The 18,673-nt window shown below is 48.7% G+C and carries 11 protein-coding genes; 7 read left to right on the top strand and 4 right to left on the bottom strand.

What is annotated here, in order from left to right; translation table 11 throughout:
• The first annotated feature begins 67 nt into the window (after positions 1–67).
• On the top strand, positions 68–1,720 hold the full coding sequence (locus ACN0YN_RS04495) for a hypothetical protein (RefSeq protein ID WP_417383793.1): 1,653 nt from the start codon (positions 68–70) through the stop codon (positions 1,718–1,720).
• A 122-nt stretch (positions 1,721–1,842) separates the two neighbouring features.
• Here ACN0YN_RS04495 and ACN0YN_RS04490 read toward each other — a convergent pair whose 3' ends face one another.
• From ACN0YN_RS04490 to ACN0YN_RS04480, 3 genes are all read right to left on the bottom strand, one after another.
• A complete protein-coding gene (locus tag ACN0YN_RS04490; RefSeq protein ID WP_417383792.1) occupies positions 1,843–2,448 on the bottom strand; it encodes a response regulator in 606 nt (201 codons plus the stop codon).
• A gap of 427 nt (positions 2,449–2,875) precedes the next feature.
• A complete protein-coding gene (locus tag ACN0YN_RS04485; protein ID WP_417383791.1) occupies positions 2,876–4,657 on the bottom strand; it encodes an adenylate/guanylate cyclase domain-containing protein in 1,782 nt (593 codons plus the stop codon).
• A 36-nt stretch (positions 4,658–4,693) separates the two neighbouring features.
• Positions 4,694–6,937, bottom strand: a complete 2,244-nt coding sequence (locus ACN0YN_RS04480; RefSeq protein ID WP_417383790.1) for a serine/threonine protein kinase — start codon at positions 6,935–6,937, stop codon at positions 4,694–4,696.
• Between the two features lie 494 nt (positions 6,938–7,431).
• Here ACN0YN_RS04480 and gyrA point away from each other — a divergent pair, with 494 nt between their 5' ends.
• The 5 genes from gyrA to ACN0YN_RS04455 all read left to right on the top strand — a co-directional run bounded on the left by gyrA (position 7,432) and on the right by ACN0YN_RS04455 (position 15,224).
• Positions 7,432–10,191 carry a DNA gyrase subunit A gene (gene gyrA / locus ACN0YN_RS04475; RefSeq protein ID WP_417383789.1) on the top strand — a complete coding sequence of 920 codons (2,760 nt, stop codon included), beginning with the start codon at positions 7,432–7,434 and terminating at the stop codon, positions 10,189–10,191.
• Positions 10,192–10,248: 57 nt separating this feature from the next.
• Positions 10,249–11,271, top strand: coding sequence for a dTDP-glucose 4,6-dehydratase (gene rfbB, locus ACN0YN_RS04470; RefSeq protein WP_417383788.1), 1,023 nt, complete (start codon positions 10,249–10,251; stop codon positions 11,269–11,271).
• Positions 11,272–11,358: 87 nt separating this feature from the next.
• A complete protein-coding gene (locus ACN0YN_RS04465) occupies positions 11,359–12,672 on the top strand; it encodes a UDP-glucose dehydrogenase family protein (protein WP_417383787.1) in 1,314 nt (437 codons plus the stop codon).
• Between the two features lie 90 nt (positions 12,673–12,762).
• A protein-coding gene (prfB, locus tag ACN0YN_RS04460) for a peptide chain release factor 2 (protein ID WP_417383786.1) occupies positions 12,763–13,873 on the top strand; the annotation gives its coding sequence in 2 pieces (ribosomal slippage) (positions 12,763–12,831 and positions 12,833–13,873; 1,110 coding nt in all).
• A 52-nt stretch (positions 13,874–13,925) separates the two neighbouring features.
• Complete coding sequence (locus ACN0YN_RS04455) at positions 13,926–15,224, top strand: 3-keto-disaccharide hydrolase (RefSeq protein ID WP_417383785.1); 1,299 nt, start codon at positions 13,926–13,928, stop codon at positions 15,222–15,224.
• Here ACN0YN_RS04455 and ACN0YN_RS04450 read toward each other — a convergent pair.
• Positions 15,196–15,984, bottom strand: a complete 789-nt coding sequence (locus tag ACN0YN_RS04450) for a hypothetical protein (RefSeq protein ID WP_417383784.1) — start codon at positions 15,982–15,984, stop codon at positions 15,196–15,198. The genes ACN0YN_RS04455 and ACN0YN_RS04450 overlap by 29 nt on opposite strands.
• Before the next feature lie 354 nt (positions 15,985–16,338).
• Between ACN0YN_RS04450 and ACN0YN_RS04445 the strand changes: the two genes are divergently transcribed.
• Positions 16,339–18,618 (top strand): serine/threonine protein kinase, encoded by a 2,280-nt coding sequence (locus ACN0YN_RS04445; RefSeq protein WP_417383783.1) that lies wholly within the window; start codon positions 16,339–16,341, stop codon positions 18,616–18,618.
• Positions 18,619–18,673: the final 55 nt, after the last annotated feature.

Below are 18,673 nucleotides of genomic sequence, written 5' to 3'. Positions count from 1 at the left end.
CTGATCCCGTGCAGACAATAATGATTGATCAACAATGATCCCCAGATATACATCATGGAGGAAATGTATGAGCCGTATTGCTCATTGCGCGTTTATCCTATTACTTTGCTTTACCGTCCCCAAGTCAGTCAACGCTGAGAATAAATCCGCTCCCAATATCTCGCTGGCACAGATCAACGCAGACGGCATGATTGCTGACCTGAAGTATCTGGTTCTGGACCTGGCTGATGAAAAAAAGGGTTGGAGTAACCTCGAAGAACTTCTTCCTTCCTTTCTGGAAGGAATAGATAAAACTCGCCCTCTGCGGATCGATATTTTACTGGGTGAAAATCAGAAAGAACGTTACCGCCTCATTCTTCCAATCAGCGATCTGGGTGAATTCCGCGATAACCTGGAAATCTTTGAAATCTCTTCCAAAAAGCAGAGAAAAGGCCCTTATATTTTAGGGAATTTATTCGAAGGCTACATGAATTATCTCCAGACGGAGAAGTATGTTGTTATTTCTGAGCAGCTTTCTGAAGTCAACGAAATTGAGGATCCCCTTAAAAGAATTCAGGACTTACTGAAGGAAAAATATGATTTCAGCGCATTGATTACCAATGAAAAAGAGGGAGTCGCTGATCGTAAAAAATCGATGGTCAATACCCGTGAACAGTTACTGGCAGCTGTTAAGAAAAAACGGGATGAGACAGACAACGCTTTCGAATTGCGAAAACTGGCCTTCACCCATCAGATGGATGAGCTGGAGCGCCTGTTTGTCGAATCAGAAAAAATGGTGATTGGCTGGACAACCGATGCTCCTGCGAATGAGGGGCGCCTTGTCTTTTCCCTAAAAGCCCTTGAGGGTACATCCCTTGATGCCAGCATTAAACAGTTTGCGACGAAGCCCAGCTACTTTGCCAACGTTCCTGTCAAAATGGATGGTATTCTGAACGGAAGAATTAACCACCCGCTGGATGAAATGCGAAAAGAAAATTTCACCGCATTTTATAAACTGCTTCTGCCGAGCATACAGGATCGCATCGACTCAAACAAAGACCTGACGGACGAACAGAAAACAGCCAGTAAAAAAGTGGCCGCTTTAATTATTGAGATGCTTGATGCGGGAAAAGAAACATCGCTCGTGGATGGATTCATCGATACAAATTCTACCACAGATAATAAATACACCCTGTTAGGCGGCGTTCGTTCCACCGACGGTGCCAAACTCAAAGAAATCGTGGAACTGCTCCCCAAAGTAATGAAGGATCAGACAGTTGAAACAGATGTTGTGAATGAAGAGTCCCTGAAGATTCATAAGATCAACATCAAAAACATGTACAAAGCCGGTTTCGATGAATTATTCGGAGCAGGGGAGGCCCTGTATGTAGGTAGTTCTACTGAAGCACTCTGGATAGCTGCCGGCCCGGATGCGATTAAACGAATCACCGATGCTTCCAAAATCGTAAAAGAACCGGCCCCTGAAAAGGTCAGCCCGGAAGTCATCGAATTGAATGTCAAAACACTGCCCTGGCTGAAGATGGTTAATAAGCTTCGCGGTGAGAAAGGAAATCAGGAAATTCGTGAGTTGCTGATTAAGTCACTCACAAGCACGGATGATACGTTTTCCTTCGTCATGAAACGCGAAGATGATACTATTGACGGCAAGGCTAAGCTGGATAAAGGGATTCTCAAATTCATCGGGAATATGATTGCCAAGTTCTCGAAAGAAACCCTTTAATCTCCCCTCTGCATTCGCGAAAAACTGAAAAAGCCGCTGCGTTAGAGTTTTAACGCAGCGGCTTTTATTTTATTGATTTGTCACAGGATTATGAATCGGTACCTGAATTGATCCGGATCTGGTTAATCCCAGTCATCCATAATTTCTTCCAGCTGTGCCTCTTCACTCTGGTCGAGCGACAGCCCTGTCAGTTGATCTTCCACCGATTCAGAAACAGAGTAAACGGGCTTGGGTTTCGCTGGTTCAACCTGTGTATTCTGAGTAGAAGCCTGTCTGGTTGTTGTTGGAACCGGTTGCTGTCGTTTTCCAGAATTAGGGGTATTAGCAACACGTGTCGCTCCCGGTTGTGCAAACCGTCTTACCTTTTCCAGGAATTCGCTTTTCGAAAAACTGGTTTTGATGATGTAATCATTCGCCCCTCCCTGAATCGCAGCGATTACGGTCTCCTTGCTGGCATCGGATGTCAACATGATGATCTTGGTCTGTGACAGAGTCGGGTGCGACCGAAATGCTTTCAGGGTCTGCAACCCATCCCAGACAGCCATCTGCACATCGACGATCGCAATATCTGGTGGATATTCCAGAGCTTTATGAAAACCTTCCGATCCATCACTGGCAACGGAAACAAAATATTCACGGCGTAAAAAAGAGACCATCAGATTGCGAAATAAAGGATCGTCGTCAATCACAAGGACTCGAGCATTAGTTTTTTCTGAAGAATGAAGCATGAGAGGAATCCATTACATTGAATTGATATCGACCACTAAGACTGACTGGAGGGAAGCAATGAATCAAAGACCTCATTTAAGACAAGCAGCATCTCCTGGGAACGGTTATCCATTTCGAGTTCATATTGCACTTCAAACTTAGAGTCAATTTGAGAAGACTCGATACACTCTTCAGTTAACAGTTCTACCTTGCTCATAGATTCTTCTCTCAAAGCTGACAATGATATAGGTTTTCAAGGACCTGATCACAAACCCATCAAAGTGATCTCCGTTGCTAAAAAGTAGGTCAGCTTTCTCTATCTGTCTGATTTTTCTGGAAAAAAGAAGGGGGAAGGCACTCGCTCTTTTAACTCAGTCCACCCAGCCGGTAAAATCAGAACTCAGCGAATGCTGCAGGCGTAGATCACTTCATGCAGGCTTAATAAAACTACTTACTATCAAACCGGATCGTTCCATCCCAGTCCAACGGAGCAATCCGATTGGTGCGTGTGATCTGTAAAGCAAGAAAATCCTGAGCACGATCGGATGGGGGAATCTTATGCAGGAGCCGAAATGCTTCTTCCCACTGGCCTTGGATAAAATGCTCAACCGCTGTTTCATAACACGTAACTTCCTGATCGGTCAATGTTTCAGCTTTTGACTCAGGAGGCAATAACTCGCTGACAACCACCGGTTTTTCCATTCCATACGGCAGAATCCGTGCCAGCTTTCTGACTCGGCCTTCTTCCCTGTCCAGTTTCGTCCGCACAATTTGCGAGGTTGCTTCATCCATTAAAACCGGCACGCGCAAATGCTTGGTCAGCCCTTCTAATCGACTGGCGAGGTTAACCACAGGACCGAACACAGTCACTTTCACCTGGTCGCTCGTGCCGATTTTACCGGCAACGGCTCTCCCATGAGCAATCCCGATTCCCATACGAAAATCCGAAAGGGGGTGATCGGGTTGCAGTTTGATCTGCTCAAATGCATTTCGTATGGCCAGTGCCGCTCGACAGGCATCAAGGGGGGCCAGTTCGGAAGAGAAGGGCCAGCCCCAGAATCCCAGGGCAGCGTCTCCCTGAAAATCGCCTGTCACACCACCAAAATCGAGAATGTGGGATGTCATGATTCCTAATGCCTGGCTGACTCGTCCCAGTAGACCGATTAAATCCTCGGAGGAACTCTCGGCATGCTGGCTGAATCCCCGCAGGTCACAAAACAATACCGTCACATCGCATTCCCGAGGCTCAAGAATCTCAGTATTCAGATTATCGCCGATCGCCGTAAGAATCGGGGGCGCAAAAAACTGTCTGAGACCAGCCTGTTGACGTTCCAGCTGATTGAGCCGTCTCACCGACTTGACGATTGAAGCCACCAGCTCGGTAAATTTCACATCTGCCTGGAGATCAATTCCACCAGCTCCCTGTGGAACCGAAACCTGATATGGCTGGTTTAATTCACCCGCAACGTAGAGCCCCCATCTCCCATTCACCCCCTCTTCAATCGGAGTACAGAAAGCCCAGTCAAATTCTGCGACTGCAGTATAATCTTCCTGATTCTCTTTCTCCTCTTTGGCTGCCCACACATGCAGAACCGAGCGTTTGCTTTTTTTGACTGCTTCCAGGACCAGTCGCCCACTGGGATGAAAACCTCCCTGGGTCTGACGGCGTCTTTCCCAGAAGGGAACCTCTACCCGATCCTCGTCATTCAAACGGACCACAGCAACCGCGTCAGCATGTTTCACACCAGAAAGCAGCATTGTTACCAGTCGATGAAACAGATCCGCGTCGTTCCGGGCATCCAGGATCAGTTCCGGTAAATGAGCCAGCACATCGATCCTCTGATCTGCATCACGATAACGGACCTTCATTAACTCATTCGGTTTAAAAGTCACTTCTTCCAGCGGTGATTCTCGAGGAGAGGAAAAACTGGACGCAGAATCCAGTAGCTGAAAAGTAGTCGAACCGATGACGAATGTGCTTCCCGGCTCCAGCAGAAAATCATCGAATGCAATCCCAGCCAGGAAAATCTGATTTTCCGTATTGGAAAACCGTGATACGGATAACTGTTTCGGCTGCACTTTGAGCAGCGCATGTTTACGTGAAATCCGATCATCCCAGGTAACTGAAATATCTGCTTCTGGGGAACGACCTAATACCAGCTCCCGGCCCGGTTCCAAAGCGTATCGGGTAGAATGCTGAGACTGGGTTCCATATATGACTAACTCCAACAAGCAAAGTCTCCCTGTCTGTTCATAAAAAATTGTTTAACTCTGCTGTTGCCCGGGCCAACTGGATGTGGTTGATCCCTGCTCAGAACGCTTTTCATTGTGATGCCGGGACCAGTCCCAGATTCGACGTTCGGTAAGTACCCGCATCACAAAATACCAGACGGTAAAAATCAGCAGACAACTTGTTATCAGAACAATAAATCCATACTGAATTAACCAGTTGCGCATTTCAGCAACCGGTTTCAAAGCCATGCTGCGACGTTCCTGGACGACTGCAGTCCAGCCAGTCGTTCCAATAGGAGAAAATGCCGCCAGCCAGACGTTATTTTTGTCGTCCCCGGATAAAACAGCTTCTACAGGATCCTGATAATGATCTACCATAGCAGTGACATGCCCAGTCTGATCTTTCTTCTGACTTCGCTCTAACGCCTGGATTTGTTCGAAATCATTTTTAGACAGAACCAGTTGACCTACTTCATCACGACTCAGACTTTTCAGAGTGTCAGAAGTCATCCGGGGGTGCGCCAGCATCTTGCCGTCACGACTATCGATCAAAGCAATCTTTCGGTCACCCAGATTTTCCGAATCTTCGCTGAGACTTTCATCAAAGCCGGACAATAACTGAGCCAGATGAGTCGTACGCGATAACACTCCGAGCACCTTTTCATGTTTGAGATCCCAGACTGGTACCGCTATCGCAACCATCCACTGATGTGTCGCATCGCTCTTAAAGACCTGACAGATATAAGGCTCTTCGATCGGCTCGATTCCGTCAGGAATGTCGTCTTTGTCGTACTCGGTACCATGACCGTGAAAATAGTCGCGATAGGAAAAGTCCTGTCCGATGGTGGGTCCGGAAGGATCGCGCCAGATTTGGGTTCCCTTCGCATCAGTGAGAAACCAGCTTGTATCCTGTTCACGATCCAGGGCGGCTCGTTTTTCATCGATCAGAGTTTTTTCCTGCATCAAATACGCAAATAATTCCGGATATCTGTTTTTGACTTCCCCATCCTCCTCCACGTCTCCCTGCATCAGGGACCGCAGTAGAGTTCGCTCTGACAGATCAATCAGTTGATCCTTGCGATCCTGCAGATCCCGCTCCATATACTGGGACAGAAAATTTGCTGAGATTGAATCGCTTTTCAGAGCCCGTTGTGTCAGGTTTTTCCGAAACTGTGAGACCATCTGATTGACGGCAGCACCTGCCACCGGAATCAGCCCGATAATCAATAACAGCGGGGCAATAATCCCCAGAGCAATCAGAGGTCGACGTGCCCGTTGCTTTTCTCTCTGGACAAGACTCGTCAGAACTGCCTGTGCGTTGGGAAAGCGATTTTGGGGATCTGTCTCAAGACACCGGTCCACAATATCGATCAGTCTCCGATCGACACCAGAAACCTTGCGGTGCTCTGCCGGTCGGGGAGAATTCTGAATCAGTTCCCGATAAGCCGCTAATTTTTCTTCAAGCGTATTCAGGCTGCGAATTTTCTGCTCATTCTCTGCGGTACGATAAGGCGCGTTTCCGGATAACATGTGATACAGCAGCGCCCCCAGGGCATAAACGTCCCAGCGGGAATCAGGAACGGCCTGCAAATCGGCCTGCTCCGGTGCCATATAATATAAAGTTCCCAGAGAAGGACTTTGTTCATCTGAGAGTCGCGACTGGCCAAAATCACACAGACGAGGTTCAAAATTCGCATCCAGAAGAATATTGGCCGGCTTCAGGTCGCAATGCAGAATACCTCTGCCATGCGCATGTACCAGAGCCAGCAGAACCGTTTTGGCGATTCGAACCGCTTCCGAGACCGGTAAAGGTCCCGCTTCCAGAAAAGAAGCAAGGGACCCGTTCTCCAGATACTCCATCATGTAATACGGAGGATCGCTGTTCCAGCCTACTCCCTGAAGACTGATAATGTGCCGGGACGTATATAACTCGGCTAGTTTTTCGACTTCTCGGTTCAACAGCGACCAGTCCAGGCCTCGGCGATAAGTATAAAATTTGATCGCCACATATTTTCCCGTATTTTCTTCCTGAGCCAGCCAGACAGATCCATAAGAGCCTTCTCCCAGAGATCGCATCAGAAGGTAGCCGGGAACTTTGGCAGGCAGCAGTTGCCGATCTTTGCTGAGATCAGCTGCCCGGGCACGTTCTTCAGGTGACTGAACCAGTGTTTTATCTGTCGTTCCGGTTTCAGATCCCTGATTTCCCGGATTCAGTTCCCCTGAAGATCGAACATCGCCAGTATTTTGAGCGTTCTCTGGAGGATCTGACTCATTCATGGAAACAATGTCTTTGATAAATAACTCAGGCGGAAAAAATCAGGCACAGAATGGCTCTGGGAACGGCTTACAACACCGCTTCTATTCTATGCAATTGAGGGCCGGCTCTCAATGACAATTCTCAGAACGTAACTTATTGAAAACCAAGGTTTTTCTCCCTTGGAAGACACCAAAATTCAGGGGGTTTATTAGTTGTGAAATCATGTCTTTCCTACTACAATTTGAGAATGTCTGACAGACTTGAATTCTGTAACGTTTCGGGCAGTTTTCAACCCCTGTTTTGACCAAAAAACAACTTGCAATTCAGCGAGTGGACTTGAACGTTACAGCATGGAAAGCAGTATCCTTTCTCAACCAGTTGAAGAGTGTCGGGATGGAGCATCCAGTACCTTCAATTAGCACCTGTCGTTTCTGACCACTCCGCTTAATAAAACCGATCAAATAATCCAGATCAGACATAAATCAGTAGTTCATTTCCTTAAGGAGAACAAGGATTGGCTAGCGACAACGGCGAAGAACCGAATATTGATAAGAATATCAAATACCTGGACATCCAGGATGAAATGCGTGACAGCTACCTCACGTACGCGATGAGTGTGATTATCAGTCGCGCACTTCCGGACGCACGGGATGGGCTGAAACCATCGCAGCGCCGTATTCTTGTCGCCATGAATGATTTGAACCTGGGAGCAAGTTCATCAAGGGTAAAATGCGCAAAGATTTCGGGTGACACCAGCGGTAACTATCACCCTCACGGGGACGGATCTATTTACCCGACTCTGGTCCGACTGGGGCAGGACTGGGTGATGCGTAATGTCCTGATCGACAAACAGGGCAACTTCGGTTCTCTGGCTGGCCTGCCTCCCGCAGCCATGCGTTATACCGAAGCCAGACTTTCATCTGTCGCCGCAGAAATGCTGGACGACATTAATCGGAACACGGTTGACTTCGTCCCGACGTACGACCAGCGGAATGATGAACCTGTTGTTCTACCATCGAAATTTCCCAATCTGCTGGTAAATGGTTCCAGCGGGATTGCCGTTGGTATGGCCACCAGCATCCCACCTCAGAACCTGGGAGAAGCCTGTGAGGCCATCACCTTACTGATCGATAACCCTGAAGCGACCATCGATGATATTCTGCAGGTGATGCCTGGTCCCGACTTCCCTACAGGGGGAATTATCTGTGGACGTTATGGCATTCGCAAAGGTTATGCGACAGGTCGTTCCACCATCACACTCCGGGCACGAACTCATTTCGAAACCGAAAAACAATCCGACGTGATCGTCGTGACCGAAATTCCATATATGGAAACACGGGACCGCATTCGAGAGAAACTCGAAACGCTGGTCCGCGACGACCGGGTGAAAGGGATTTCCCGCATTGTCGACTTAACGGACAGAAATGTCCCTCCCTGGAAAGTACATCTGCAGATTATCCTGAAACGGGATGCAGACAAAGAAGTGGTTCTGGCACAGCTCTTTAAGTTCTCCCCGCTGCAGAGCACTTTCAGTATCATTTTACTGGCGCTGGTCGGAAACCGGCCTGAGACCCTTTCGATCAAAGAACTGATTCAACAGTTCATTCTGCATCGAATCGATGTGATCCGCCGTCGTACTGAATTCCTGCTTGCCGAAGCCCGCAAACGAAAACATACCGTTGAAGGGTTGATGATTGCTCAGATTGACATCGATGAAGTGATCAAGACCATTCGAAACTCCCCCAGCCGTGCAGAGGCAAAAATCAGCCTGCAGGGCCTGCAGGTCGACGGAAAACTGATCGAACGCGCATTAGGTGAAGATGGTTTCAAAGAATATCAGAATGAACAGGGCGTTCACGAATATTATTCGCTGTCAGCCAATCAGGCAGAAGCCATTGTCTCGATGCAGCTCGGTTCGCTGGCGAATCTCGAACGGGAAAAACTGAGTGGCGAACACCAGGAACTCCTCAAAGCCATCTCCGAATATCTGTATCTGCTGTCGGATGAAGACCACATCCGTGCTGTCATCCGGGAAGACATGCTGCTGCTTCAGCAGAAGTATTCGGACAAACGACGTACTGATATTACTGATGATGAGCTGACCGATGTCAATCGCGATGACCTGATCACAGAAGAACCAATGGTTGTGACTTTGTCCCAGCGGGGTTATATCAAACGAACCCAACTGAATACCTACCAGGCACAAAACCGAGGTGGTAAAGGGGTCAAAGGGGCGAAAACAGATGAAGAAGATCCCATTCAGCACCTGTTTGTCGCCAGCACGCACTCCTACCTGTTGTTCATCACAAATCGAGGCCGTGTTTACTGGTCGAAGGTCTATGACCTTCCGCTTCAGGGACGCACAGCCAAGGGGCGTGCACTCGTCAACCTGCTCTCACTTCAGGAAGACGAAGCTGTTTCGAATTGTGTCGCTGTCCGGGAATTTGATGAAGAACGCTTCCTGGTGATGGCAACACGGAACGGGATCATTAAAAAATCCCCGCTTTCTGCTTACTCGCGTCCGCAGAAGGGGGGCATCATTGCGATCAAGCTGGATGAAGACGACGAGCTGGTAGAAGCATTGATTGTTTCACCAGGAGAAGATCTGCTGCTGGCAACTTCCGATGGTATGGCCATTCGATTTGCCCAGTCAGATGCCCGTAGCATGGGACGAAATACGCGTGGTGTGAAAGGCATTAAGCTTTCCAAGTCGGGTCATGTCATCGGTATGGTTATCGCCGATCCGGAAACCTGCCTGCTGACAGTCTGCGAAAATGGCTACGGAAAACGAACTCCGTTTGGCTTTATCCCTGCTGCCGAAGAAAACGAAGAGGAAGTTCCGGAAAATGAAGAGGAACTGACTGCAGAATCAGATGCTGACTCGGACGAAAACGGCGATGATGAGCAGGAAACCCGCAGCGGAATGCATTATCGTCGTCAGAGACGTGGCGGAAAAGGAATTCGAGATATCCGGACTTCAGCACGTAATGGCAAAGCCGTCGATATTATTCCGGTAGCGGAAGATGATGAAGTCCTGATGGTAACGACAAGCGGGAAAATCCAACGGGTCAGAGGCTGTGAGATCAGTCAGGTCGGTCGAAACACTCAGGGAGTCCGGGTCATCACACTTGATGCCAATGACAAACTGGTCTCGCTGGCTAGAATCCCTGCGGAAATTGTTGACGAATCTGAGAATGAGGCCCCGATCAGCGCTCCCGAAAATAATATTCAACCAACGACAGATACTGAGAGCTCAACTGATGAAATCGAATGATTTCAGTCTGTGCTGCGAGCCCTGAATTTTTTTTCTTTCAGAAGAATGGATACTCTAATGAAACAGATTTTAGTGACTGGAGGCTGTGGATTTATCGGTTCAAATTTCATCCGATACCAACTCTCAGAATACCCGGACATTTCGGTAACCAACCTCGATAAGTTAACTTACGCCGGGAATCTGGAAAATCTGAAAGAGTACGAGTCCCACTCCGGATATACCTTTGTCAAAGGGGATATCACAGACGCGGACTTTGTAAACTCGCTGTTCAATTCCAATGATTTCGATGCAGTGATTAACTTCGCTGCCGAGTCACATGTGGATCGCAGTATCCTTGATTCCAGCCCCTTTGTTCATACTAATATAGTAGGAACCCAAGTGCTTCTGGATGCAGCACGCAGTCGAAACATCAGTCGGTATGTGCAGGTTTCAACCGATGAGGTTTATGGCAGCCTGGGAGCAGAGGGGTTATTCACGGAAAAAACTCCGATTGCTCCCAACAGCCCATATTCCGCCTCGAAGGCCTCTGCTGACCTGTTAGTAAGAAGTTATATTAAAACGTTTGACTTCCCCGCTATCATCACTCGCTGTTCCAACAACTATGGCCCTTATCAGTTTCCGGAAAAACTGATCCCGCTATTTATCTCCAATGCTCAGGAAGATAAATCACTGCCCATTTACGGTGAAGGAACAAATGTCAGAGACTGGATTCATGTCATTGACCATTGTCGCGGGATTGATGCAGCTTTAAGGAAAGGAGAAACCGGTCAAGTCTACAACTTCGGTGGTAATGCAGAGATGCAGAACATCGAGATCACCAGACTGTTATTGAGTATCCTCGGGAAACCGGAATCATTAATCAAATATGTCACGGACCGCCCAGGGCATGATTTACGCTATGCAATTGACTGCAGCAAAGCAGAAGCAGAATTAGGCTGGAAGCCTGAGACCAACTTTGACACAGGCTTGAAAGATACAGTTCAGTGGTATCTTGATAACCCAGAGTGGGTCAATCGAATTCGCTCGGGACAGTATATGAAATACTACGACCAGCAATATGGCAACCGCTTAAATTCATAATCGCTGATATCACGAAGTATGTAGCGATTAGAACCGCCTGACCGAAATTCTGCATTCTGTAACTCAATTTATCAAAACGAGAATAAAATGAAAATTGCTGTAATTGGTACTGGCTACGTGGGACTGGTGACAGGTACTTGTTTTGCTGAAAGCGGGAATCATGTTACCTGTATTGACATCGACGAGAAGAAAGTTCAGAGACTGAACGAGGGGGAGATTCCCATCTTTGAGCCTGGACTCGAAGAAATGGTGAAACGTAACTCAAAAGCAAGACGGCTTTTATTCACAACCAGTTACGATGAGGCCATTCCTGAGGCCAAGTGTATTTTTATTGCGGTGGGAACTCCACAACAGGAAGATGGATCAGCCAATCTCCAGAGCATCTGGAAAGTTGCCGAATCGCTTGCCCCTCTCCTGGCTGAAGACTCGATCGTCATTATCAAAAGTACGGTTCCGGTAGGAACCAACCGCAAACTCGCTGAAATGCTTCAGAAACTGACTGGCAGAGTCGTTGATGTCGCCTCCAATCCGGAATTCCTGAAAGAGGGGGCCGCCATTGATGATTTTTCCAAACCAGACCGTGTTGTCGTCGGGGTATCCCGTCCTGAAATCTCAGACACACTGCACGAACTGTATAAGCCTTTTCTGCGTACCGAAAATCCATTCCTCTCCATGGAACTGGAAAGTGCGGAAATGACCAAATACGTGGCAAACTGCATGCTGGCAACGAAAATCAGTTTCATCAACGAAATGGCAAACCTTTGTGAACGCGTGGGGGCCGATATCAATCAGGTGAGACGGGGGATCGGCCATGATCAGCGGATTGGTTTCTCCTTCCTGTTTCCCGGAGTTGGCTATGGGGGCTCCTGTTTTCCCAAAGATGTCTCTGCACTGATTTCTGTTGCCAAAAATCAGCAGATGGAGCCATCCATTCTGAATGCCGTTGATCAGGTCAACACCGCTCAGAAAAAAGTATTATTTGAAAAAGTGAACCACTATTTTAAAGGCGAACTGCAGGGTAAGACCTTTGCAATCTGGGGGCTCGCTTTCAAACCGAAAACGGATGATATTCGTGAAGCACCTGCACTGGTTTTGATTGATCAACTTTTGGAGGCCGGTGCACAACTGAAAGTCCACGATCCGGTTGCCATGGATAATGTCAAAGAAATTTATGGTGATCAGCTTGCTTATTTCGACCATCACTATGATACTCTGCAGGGAGCTGATGCCCTGATCATCGTCACTGAATGGAATGAATTTCGGAATGCGGATTTCGATTATATCCTGCATAAACTGTCAAATTCCGTCATCTTTGACGGGCGGAACCTGTATGAGCCTGCAAAAATGAAACAAAAGGGCTTTGATTACATCGGTATCGGGCTCAGTACTTTAAAACAGTAGCTGAAAACTCAGCGCATCATCAAACCAGATTTAATAAGCAGCATGGTTCCTGAAACTAAGTGATCAGGAACATTCAGAAAGAACGGAATAATGGACCACGAACTCAAAGAGAAATGCACAGGAATCATGGATCGCATCGTTAAACTACGAGACTCTCTTTGACTACGCTGACAAAAAAAAACGTGCTGCGGAAATCAATGAGCTCATGGGAGCTGCCGGCTTCTGGGACAACCAGGAAAAGGCACAGGGGCTCGTCAACGAAATGCAGCAGATTCAACTGATTGTCAAACCGCTCAACCAGCTCGTTGAAGGCGCAGAGGATCTTGAAGTGCTGATGGAGTTCATTGAGGAAGAAGGCAGCGAAGACAGCATCCCGGAGCTCGCTGCCACTGCCGAACGGCTCGAATCAACCCTGGAGCATCTCGAACTTCAGGCGATGATGTCCGCTCCCGAAGATGGTTCCGCTGCCTACCTGAGCATTCAGGCAGGAGAAGGAGGCACCGACTCTTCTGACTGGGCAGAGATGCTGCTCCGCATGTATTTACGCTGGTGTGAACGCAGAGGATTCAATGTAGAACTGCTGGATCGTTCCGATGCAGAAGAAGCAGGCATCCGCAGCGCAACCATTCGAATTGAAGGGGACTACGCCTATGGTTATCTCAAAGGAGAGACCGGTAACCACCGTTTAATTCGGATCAGTCCGTTTGACTCAGCCGGGCGTCGTCATACATCCTTTGCCGCAATTGATGTTTCACCGGACATGGGTGAAATTGCAGAGATTGAAATTAACTGGGACCAGGATGTGCGCGAAGACACCTATCGTGCCAGTGGAGCAGGGGGGCAGCACATCAATAAAACGGATTCTGCTATCCGCCTGACCCATCTCGAATCAGGTGTTGTGGTGCAATGTCAGAACAATCGCAGTCAGCACAAGAACCGTGCGGAAGCCCGGAAAATGCTGAAAGCCAAACTGTTCCAGATCGAACAGGAAAAACGTGATGCGGAACTGGCTGCGAAACGGGGTGGTAAGTCAAAGATCGGCTTTGGCGGCCAGACGGTTCGGAATTATGTTCTGCACCCCGATCAGTACGTCAAAGATGCTCGTACTGGGTATAAAGCAGGGAACCCTGGCCCCATTCTGGATGGCGATCTCGATGGTTTCCTGGAAGCATTTCTACGCTGGGGTATGACGGAAAACTAAGAGGTCAAACAGAAAAATACTGTTTGATTATCTCATTTTGGGGAGAGAAAAGATGCTGCAAAAATCATGTGCCTGTCTGGTTTTAATCACACTTTTTCCGTTAGCACTGGCAGGCTGCCTCAAAGTGGAACATCCTTCCCCGGAAGCAAAGTCTCATGCGGAACCCCAGCCCGGTGAAGTTGCTAAAACACCCCCACAGGCCAAAGAACCAGCGGGCAATGTGATTCCCGAGACAGGCTTGACTGCTGAAGAGATTGAATCCGGCTGGATCGCACTCTTCGATGGTCATAGTCTGTTTGGCTGGAAACCCAATAATGATGTCAACTGGCATGTCAAAGAAGGTGTGATTAAAGCAGACAAGGGAGAACCAGGACTACTGCTCACCACATCTCCGTTTGCAGACTACGAACTGAAATTCGAGTTCAAACTGACCCCCGAAACAAACAGTGGCATGTTTCTGAGAACCACATTTGATCCCAAAGATCCCAGCAAGGACTGCTACGAACTGAATCTGTGTGATCAGAAAACCGAATTTCCAACCGGCAGCCTGGTCGCCCGCAGTAAGATCGAAAAACCGGTTCCCGCCAGTTCCGAATGGCAAACCTGTGAAGTACATCTGGAAGGTTCAAAAATCAAAGCCAGCATCAATGGCAAAGAGGTTCTGAATTTTAATGATGCTTCAGAGAATCTGCGAAAAATCGGTTTCATCGGACTGCAGAAAAATGAAGGAGCCATCGAATTTCGCAAAATCTATCTGAAACCACTCCGGATGTCGACTATTTTTAACGGGGTCGATCTGGCAGGCTGGAACGTTGTCCCTGGTTCGCAGAGTACATTTGAAGTCGTCGACAGCACTATTCATGTCACAGCTGAAAAACAGGGCTATCTGGAAACAGAAGAGACCTGGGGAGACTTCCTGTTTCAGGCAACAGCAAAGTCCAATGGCGAATCCCTCAACAGTGGTTACTTTTTCCGTGCGATCAAAGGCTCGGAAAAAGGGATGGCCAATGGCTACGAAGTTCAGATTCATAATGGAATCAAAGAGGGAGACCGGACCAAACCTGAAAACGCAGGAACAGGTGCCATATTCCGAAGAACCGAAGCCAGACGCGTGGTGACCAACGATCACGAATGGTTCACCACCACACTCTCCGCCTATGGTCCTCATATTGCAGTCTGGATTGACGGCTATCAGGTGACCGACTGGACCGACACCAGAAAGCCCGATGAAAATCCTCGTAAAGGCCTGAGACTGGAAGCGGGACATATCAGCCTGCAGGGGCATGATCCCACAACCGATCTGAACTTCAAAGACCTGAAAGTCAGCAGTCTCCCGGCTGATGCTCCCTGAATTCACAGACACTGCGAATTGCGTGAAACAGCTCTGCTTCGGGAGCAAGCTTTGTTACCACTTTGCGTGCTCCCCAGAGCTTTGCCGCAACGATCACCTCCGGGTGTGCCAGCCCCATGACGCCAATGACTGGCGCAATCAGCGTCCTGTTAATTAATTGATCCAGAACGGATTCCCAGGGGTCCAGGTCATACACAATGGCATCAGCTGTGTCCTGGAGCGAGGCTCTCACAATCTCTCCTCCCCAGCCTCTGATCTGGTCTTCCAGCATGCAGCGATACTGACTGTCGCCAGAAAACACACAGATACGCGGTGCAATTCCTTCTCCATCCAGACGCAGTGGTACAGTCGATGATTCCCAGAGAAAGATTTCATCACGCCCGGCGGTCAGGGGAAAAATCTGAGCGTTTGACTCAATTATTTCCATTTCTCTTTGAATCCGGGAAGCAGCGCTGCGGGCGGGTACACGAATACTGAACGGCCAGGTTGATCGCGTTCTGCCATCAGATTCACACCAGACTCCATAGCAGCAGACAAAACGACTCAATGGAAAACGGCTGACAAGCTCGTCTAAAATATGAGGGCCATACTCATCAGGCCAGTTCTGACAAACGATGATCAGATCCGGATTTATATTAACAGTCGGGATCAGATTGATGCTGGTTATTTCCAGGATCCGGGCTTCGCTGCAGATTTCTCTGACGGAGTTCGAAACGGATTCCATTTCCGGAGTCAGATTACCAATCAGCAGCACATACATCTGTTAAAGGCCTTACGAGAATTACACTTTTGTCCAGATATCGGTATCGAGGCTGCTGCATTTATATCTGATCGACCTGGTTTCTGAAATGCTCTCTGGAAGGATTTTCAACCTTGCTCAAAGCTAAAGATCACTCTTGCCAAATATTGTAAATTTTGCCATAACTCATTTTCTAGATCGCATCACATTTTACCATTACGTCGCTCAATCTATGATACTCGGTCCAAATGGACCTGGAGACGCTACAGTAAAACTGGACACAGTCTATTAGGCTGATCGGACTCAATACAGAAATATAAATCGTGCTCGAGGTCTCTTCCTCGCCAAAACGTTGTGGAAAAGGATTTCGTCACGTTGCTCGAACCACCGTCTCCGGAATTATTACATCGATTAACAAAGCTCAAGCTTTGTACCACAGCTGATGTGAGACGCTGTCGGAGCCGTGTACGTAAACTGGCACGTGGCATTCCCGCATTCGACTCTGTCTGGATAGACGCACTGGTTCAGGCACAGAAAATCACTCCTTTCCAGGCACGCGTGCTGGAATCGGGACACCCGGAGCAACTGGCTGTAGGACCGTATCTGCTGATCTCGGAACTGGGACATTCTCCCCAGTCCCACACCTATATCGCCAGGGTTCCAGAGAGTACAGAACAATGTGCTCTGAAAATCACGACTCCCCAAACCGATCAACCTCAGCAGTTACAGAAACACTTTCAAGATCTGCTGCAGCGATTACAGGGACTGCATCACCCCTCGCTGGTATTACCACGGGTCATTAAACAACTTCCCCAACAGTTTGTGATTGTCAGTCATTACCTGCCATCCGTTCCTGTGTCAGAACTGCTGATCCGCCGGGGACGGTTTCCGGTCCCCGTGGTTCTGGCTATTGGTGCGCAACTGCTGGAGGCACTGGTATTGATCGAGCAGCGAAAAGTCGTACACGGCGATATTCGTCCCTGGAATGTCCGTCTGACTGCCAGGGGGAATGCTGCCCTCGTCGATCCCGGTCTGGCCCCCATCCTCTCTCCTGAGCTGACCATTCACGCCGCATTACCACCGCGTTGTTATGATGGTATCGCTCCAGAACTGATCGGCACCGGTCGCCATCCCGATACGCAAAGTGATCTGTATGCTCTGGGATGTTTGCTCTGGGAATTACTCGCGGGACGCCCTCCCTTTACGACAGGTGATCCACTGGCCAAACTGGCCTGCCATCAGACAAAATCCGTGCCCGACATCCGTAGTTGGGCTCCCGAAACACCTGCAGGACTGGCCGAAGCTTTGATTCGCTTCACGGCTGCTGATCCCGGGCAGCGTCCCTCTAATATGCAGGCGGCGCAAAAACTCTGGCCCGGAACAACCTCACGAAATCTCCTCACCAGATTCCACGATTCCTTTCAGCACCAGACTTCCCGCGTTGAACCCGACCTGAAATCAGAGAAACCAGGCCGATTACCTCTGATCGCCGCGCTGATTTTTGTACTCTCCGGACTATCGTACACACTGCTGGATGAAGGAGCCCGAACCCAGCTGCTGAAAATCACTTCCAGAGTTTCCTTCAACCAGACTGACCAGAATCCCTCTACGCCCCCCGGCACTCAGCCCAGCGAAAACCAAACAGAGGCTTCCGTTCTCACGTTGATCCCGGCTCCCGACGAACAGGGGGTCATCCGATTGAAGGCGGATACTGTGTACGAATCAACCAGTATTACCACTATCGGACCTCTTACCCTCAAGGGGGATCCGGCACATCCTGCGATCATTGAAGTCAAAGAAGATTCATTTCAAGTGGTCGCTGAACAGCTGAGTGTGGAAAATGTGATATTTATCAATCGAACCAGCGCCCCCCATTCAACAGCACAAACGAATCACGCCCTGCTAAACGTGACTGCCCAAAACGTCAAACTCCACTCCTGTTATTTTGCACAACTGGAAGCAGGTGCAAATACCGGCTCGAACCAGATCCGTAGTGCCTTGTATTGGAAACCATTGGATCCCCAACAACGAAACGGGACCAATCTGACATTTCAAAATACGATTTTTGCTGTTCCCAGGCACGCGATACATGTATCTCAAACACCTCAGAGTATTTCACTCGCTAATTGCCTGAACCTCACTTCACGCTCACTGCTCTATCTGGAACACCCGCCGGAAATTGACCAGCAGTTAAACCTCAACCTGCAACATCTGACCATGCGGGAAACGGGGCCACTCCTGTTATTGAACTGGTCCGATCAGCTTCAGATTCCTGGAGCCATTCAGATAGAAGCCCGAGACTGTGTGTTTGAACTGTCCCAGTCTGCTCTGATACAGGTGCAGGGATCAAAGCCACCTAAAAACTGGCTCTCATCGGTCGGACTGATGGGGGAAGGCTCGGTTGCTTCTTCCAACATTCTGATCGCTGGCTGGCAGGAGTCCCCCGGACAGCCACTCGAAGAACTCAGTACAGACAATATGATGATTGAAGGCCTCTCCACGGGAGAATTTCAATATGCGGCTGAAATAAGTCTCCGCCCCGCAGACTCTCTGGTTACCGCGGCTCAAGTGCCACGTAAATCGGCCCAACCGCCGGGTATTCAGCCAGAATTATTTCCAGACTTTCTCGCCAGTCTGAAATCCCTCGAAAAGTAAGCCGTTGAGTCGCAGTTCTCCGCGCGATCTCCTTGAAGGGAGCAGGGGGGCTTGG

The sequence above is a fragment of the Gimesia sp. genome, assembly GCF_048260065.1.
GTDB lineage: Bacteria > Planctomycetota > Planctomycetia > Planctomycetales > Planctomycetaceae > Gimesia.
Note: the sequence above shows the minus strand (reverse complement) of the source record. Positions and strands in the feature narration are given on the sequence as shown.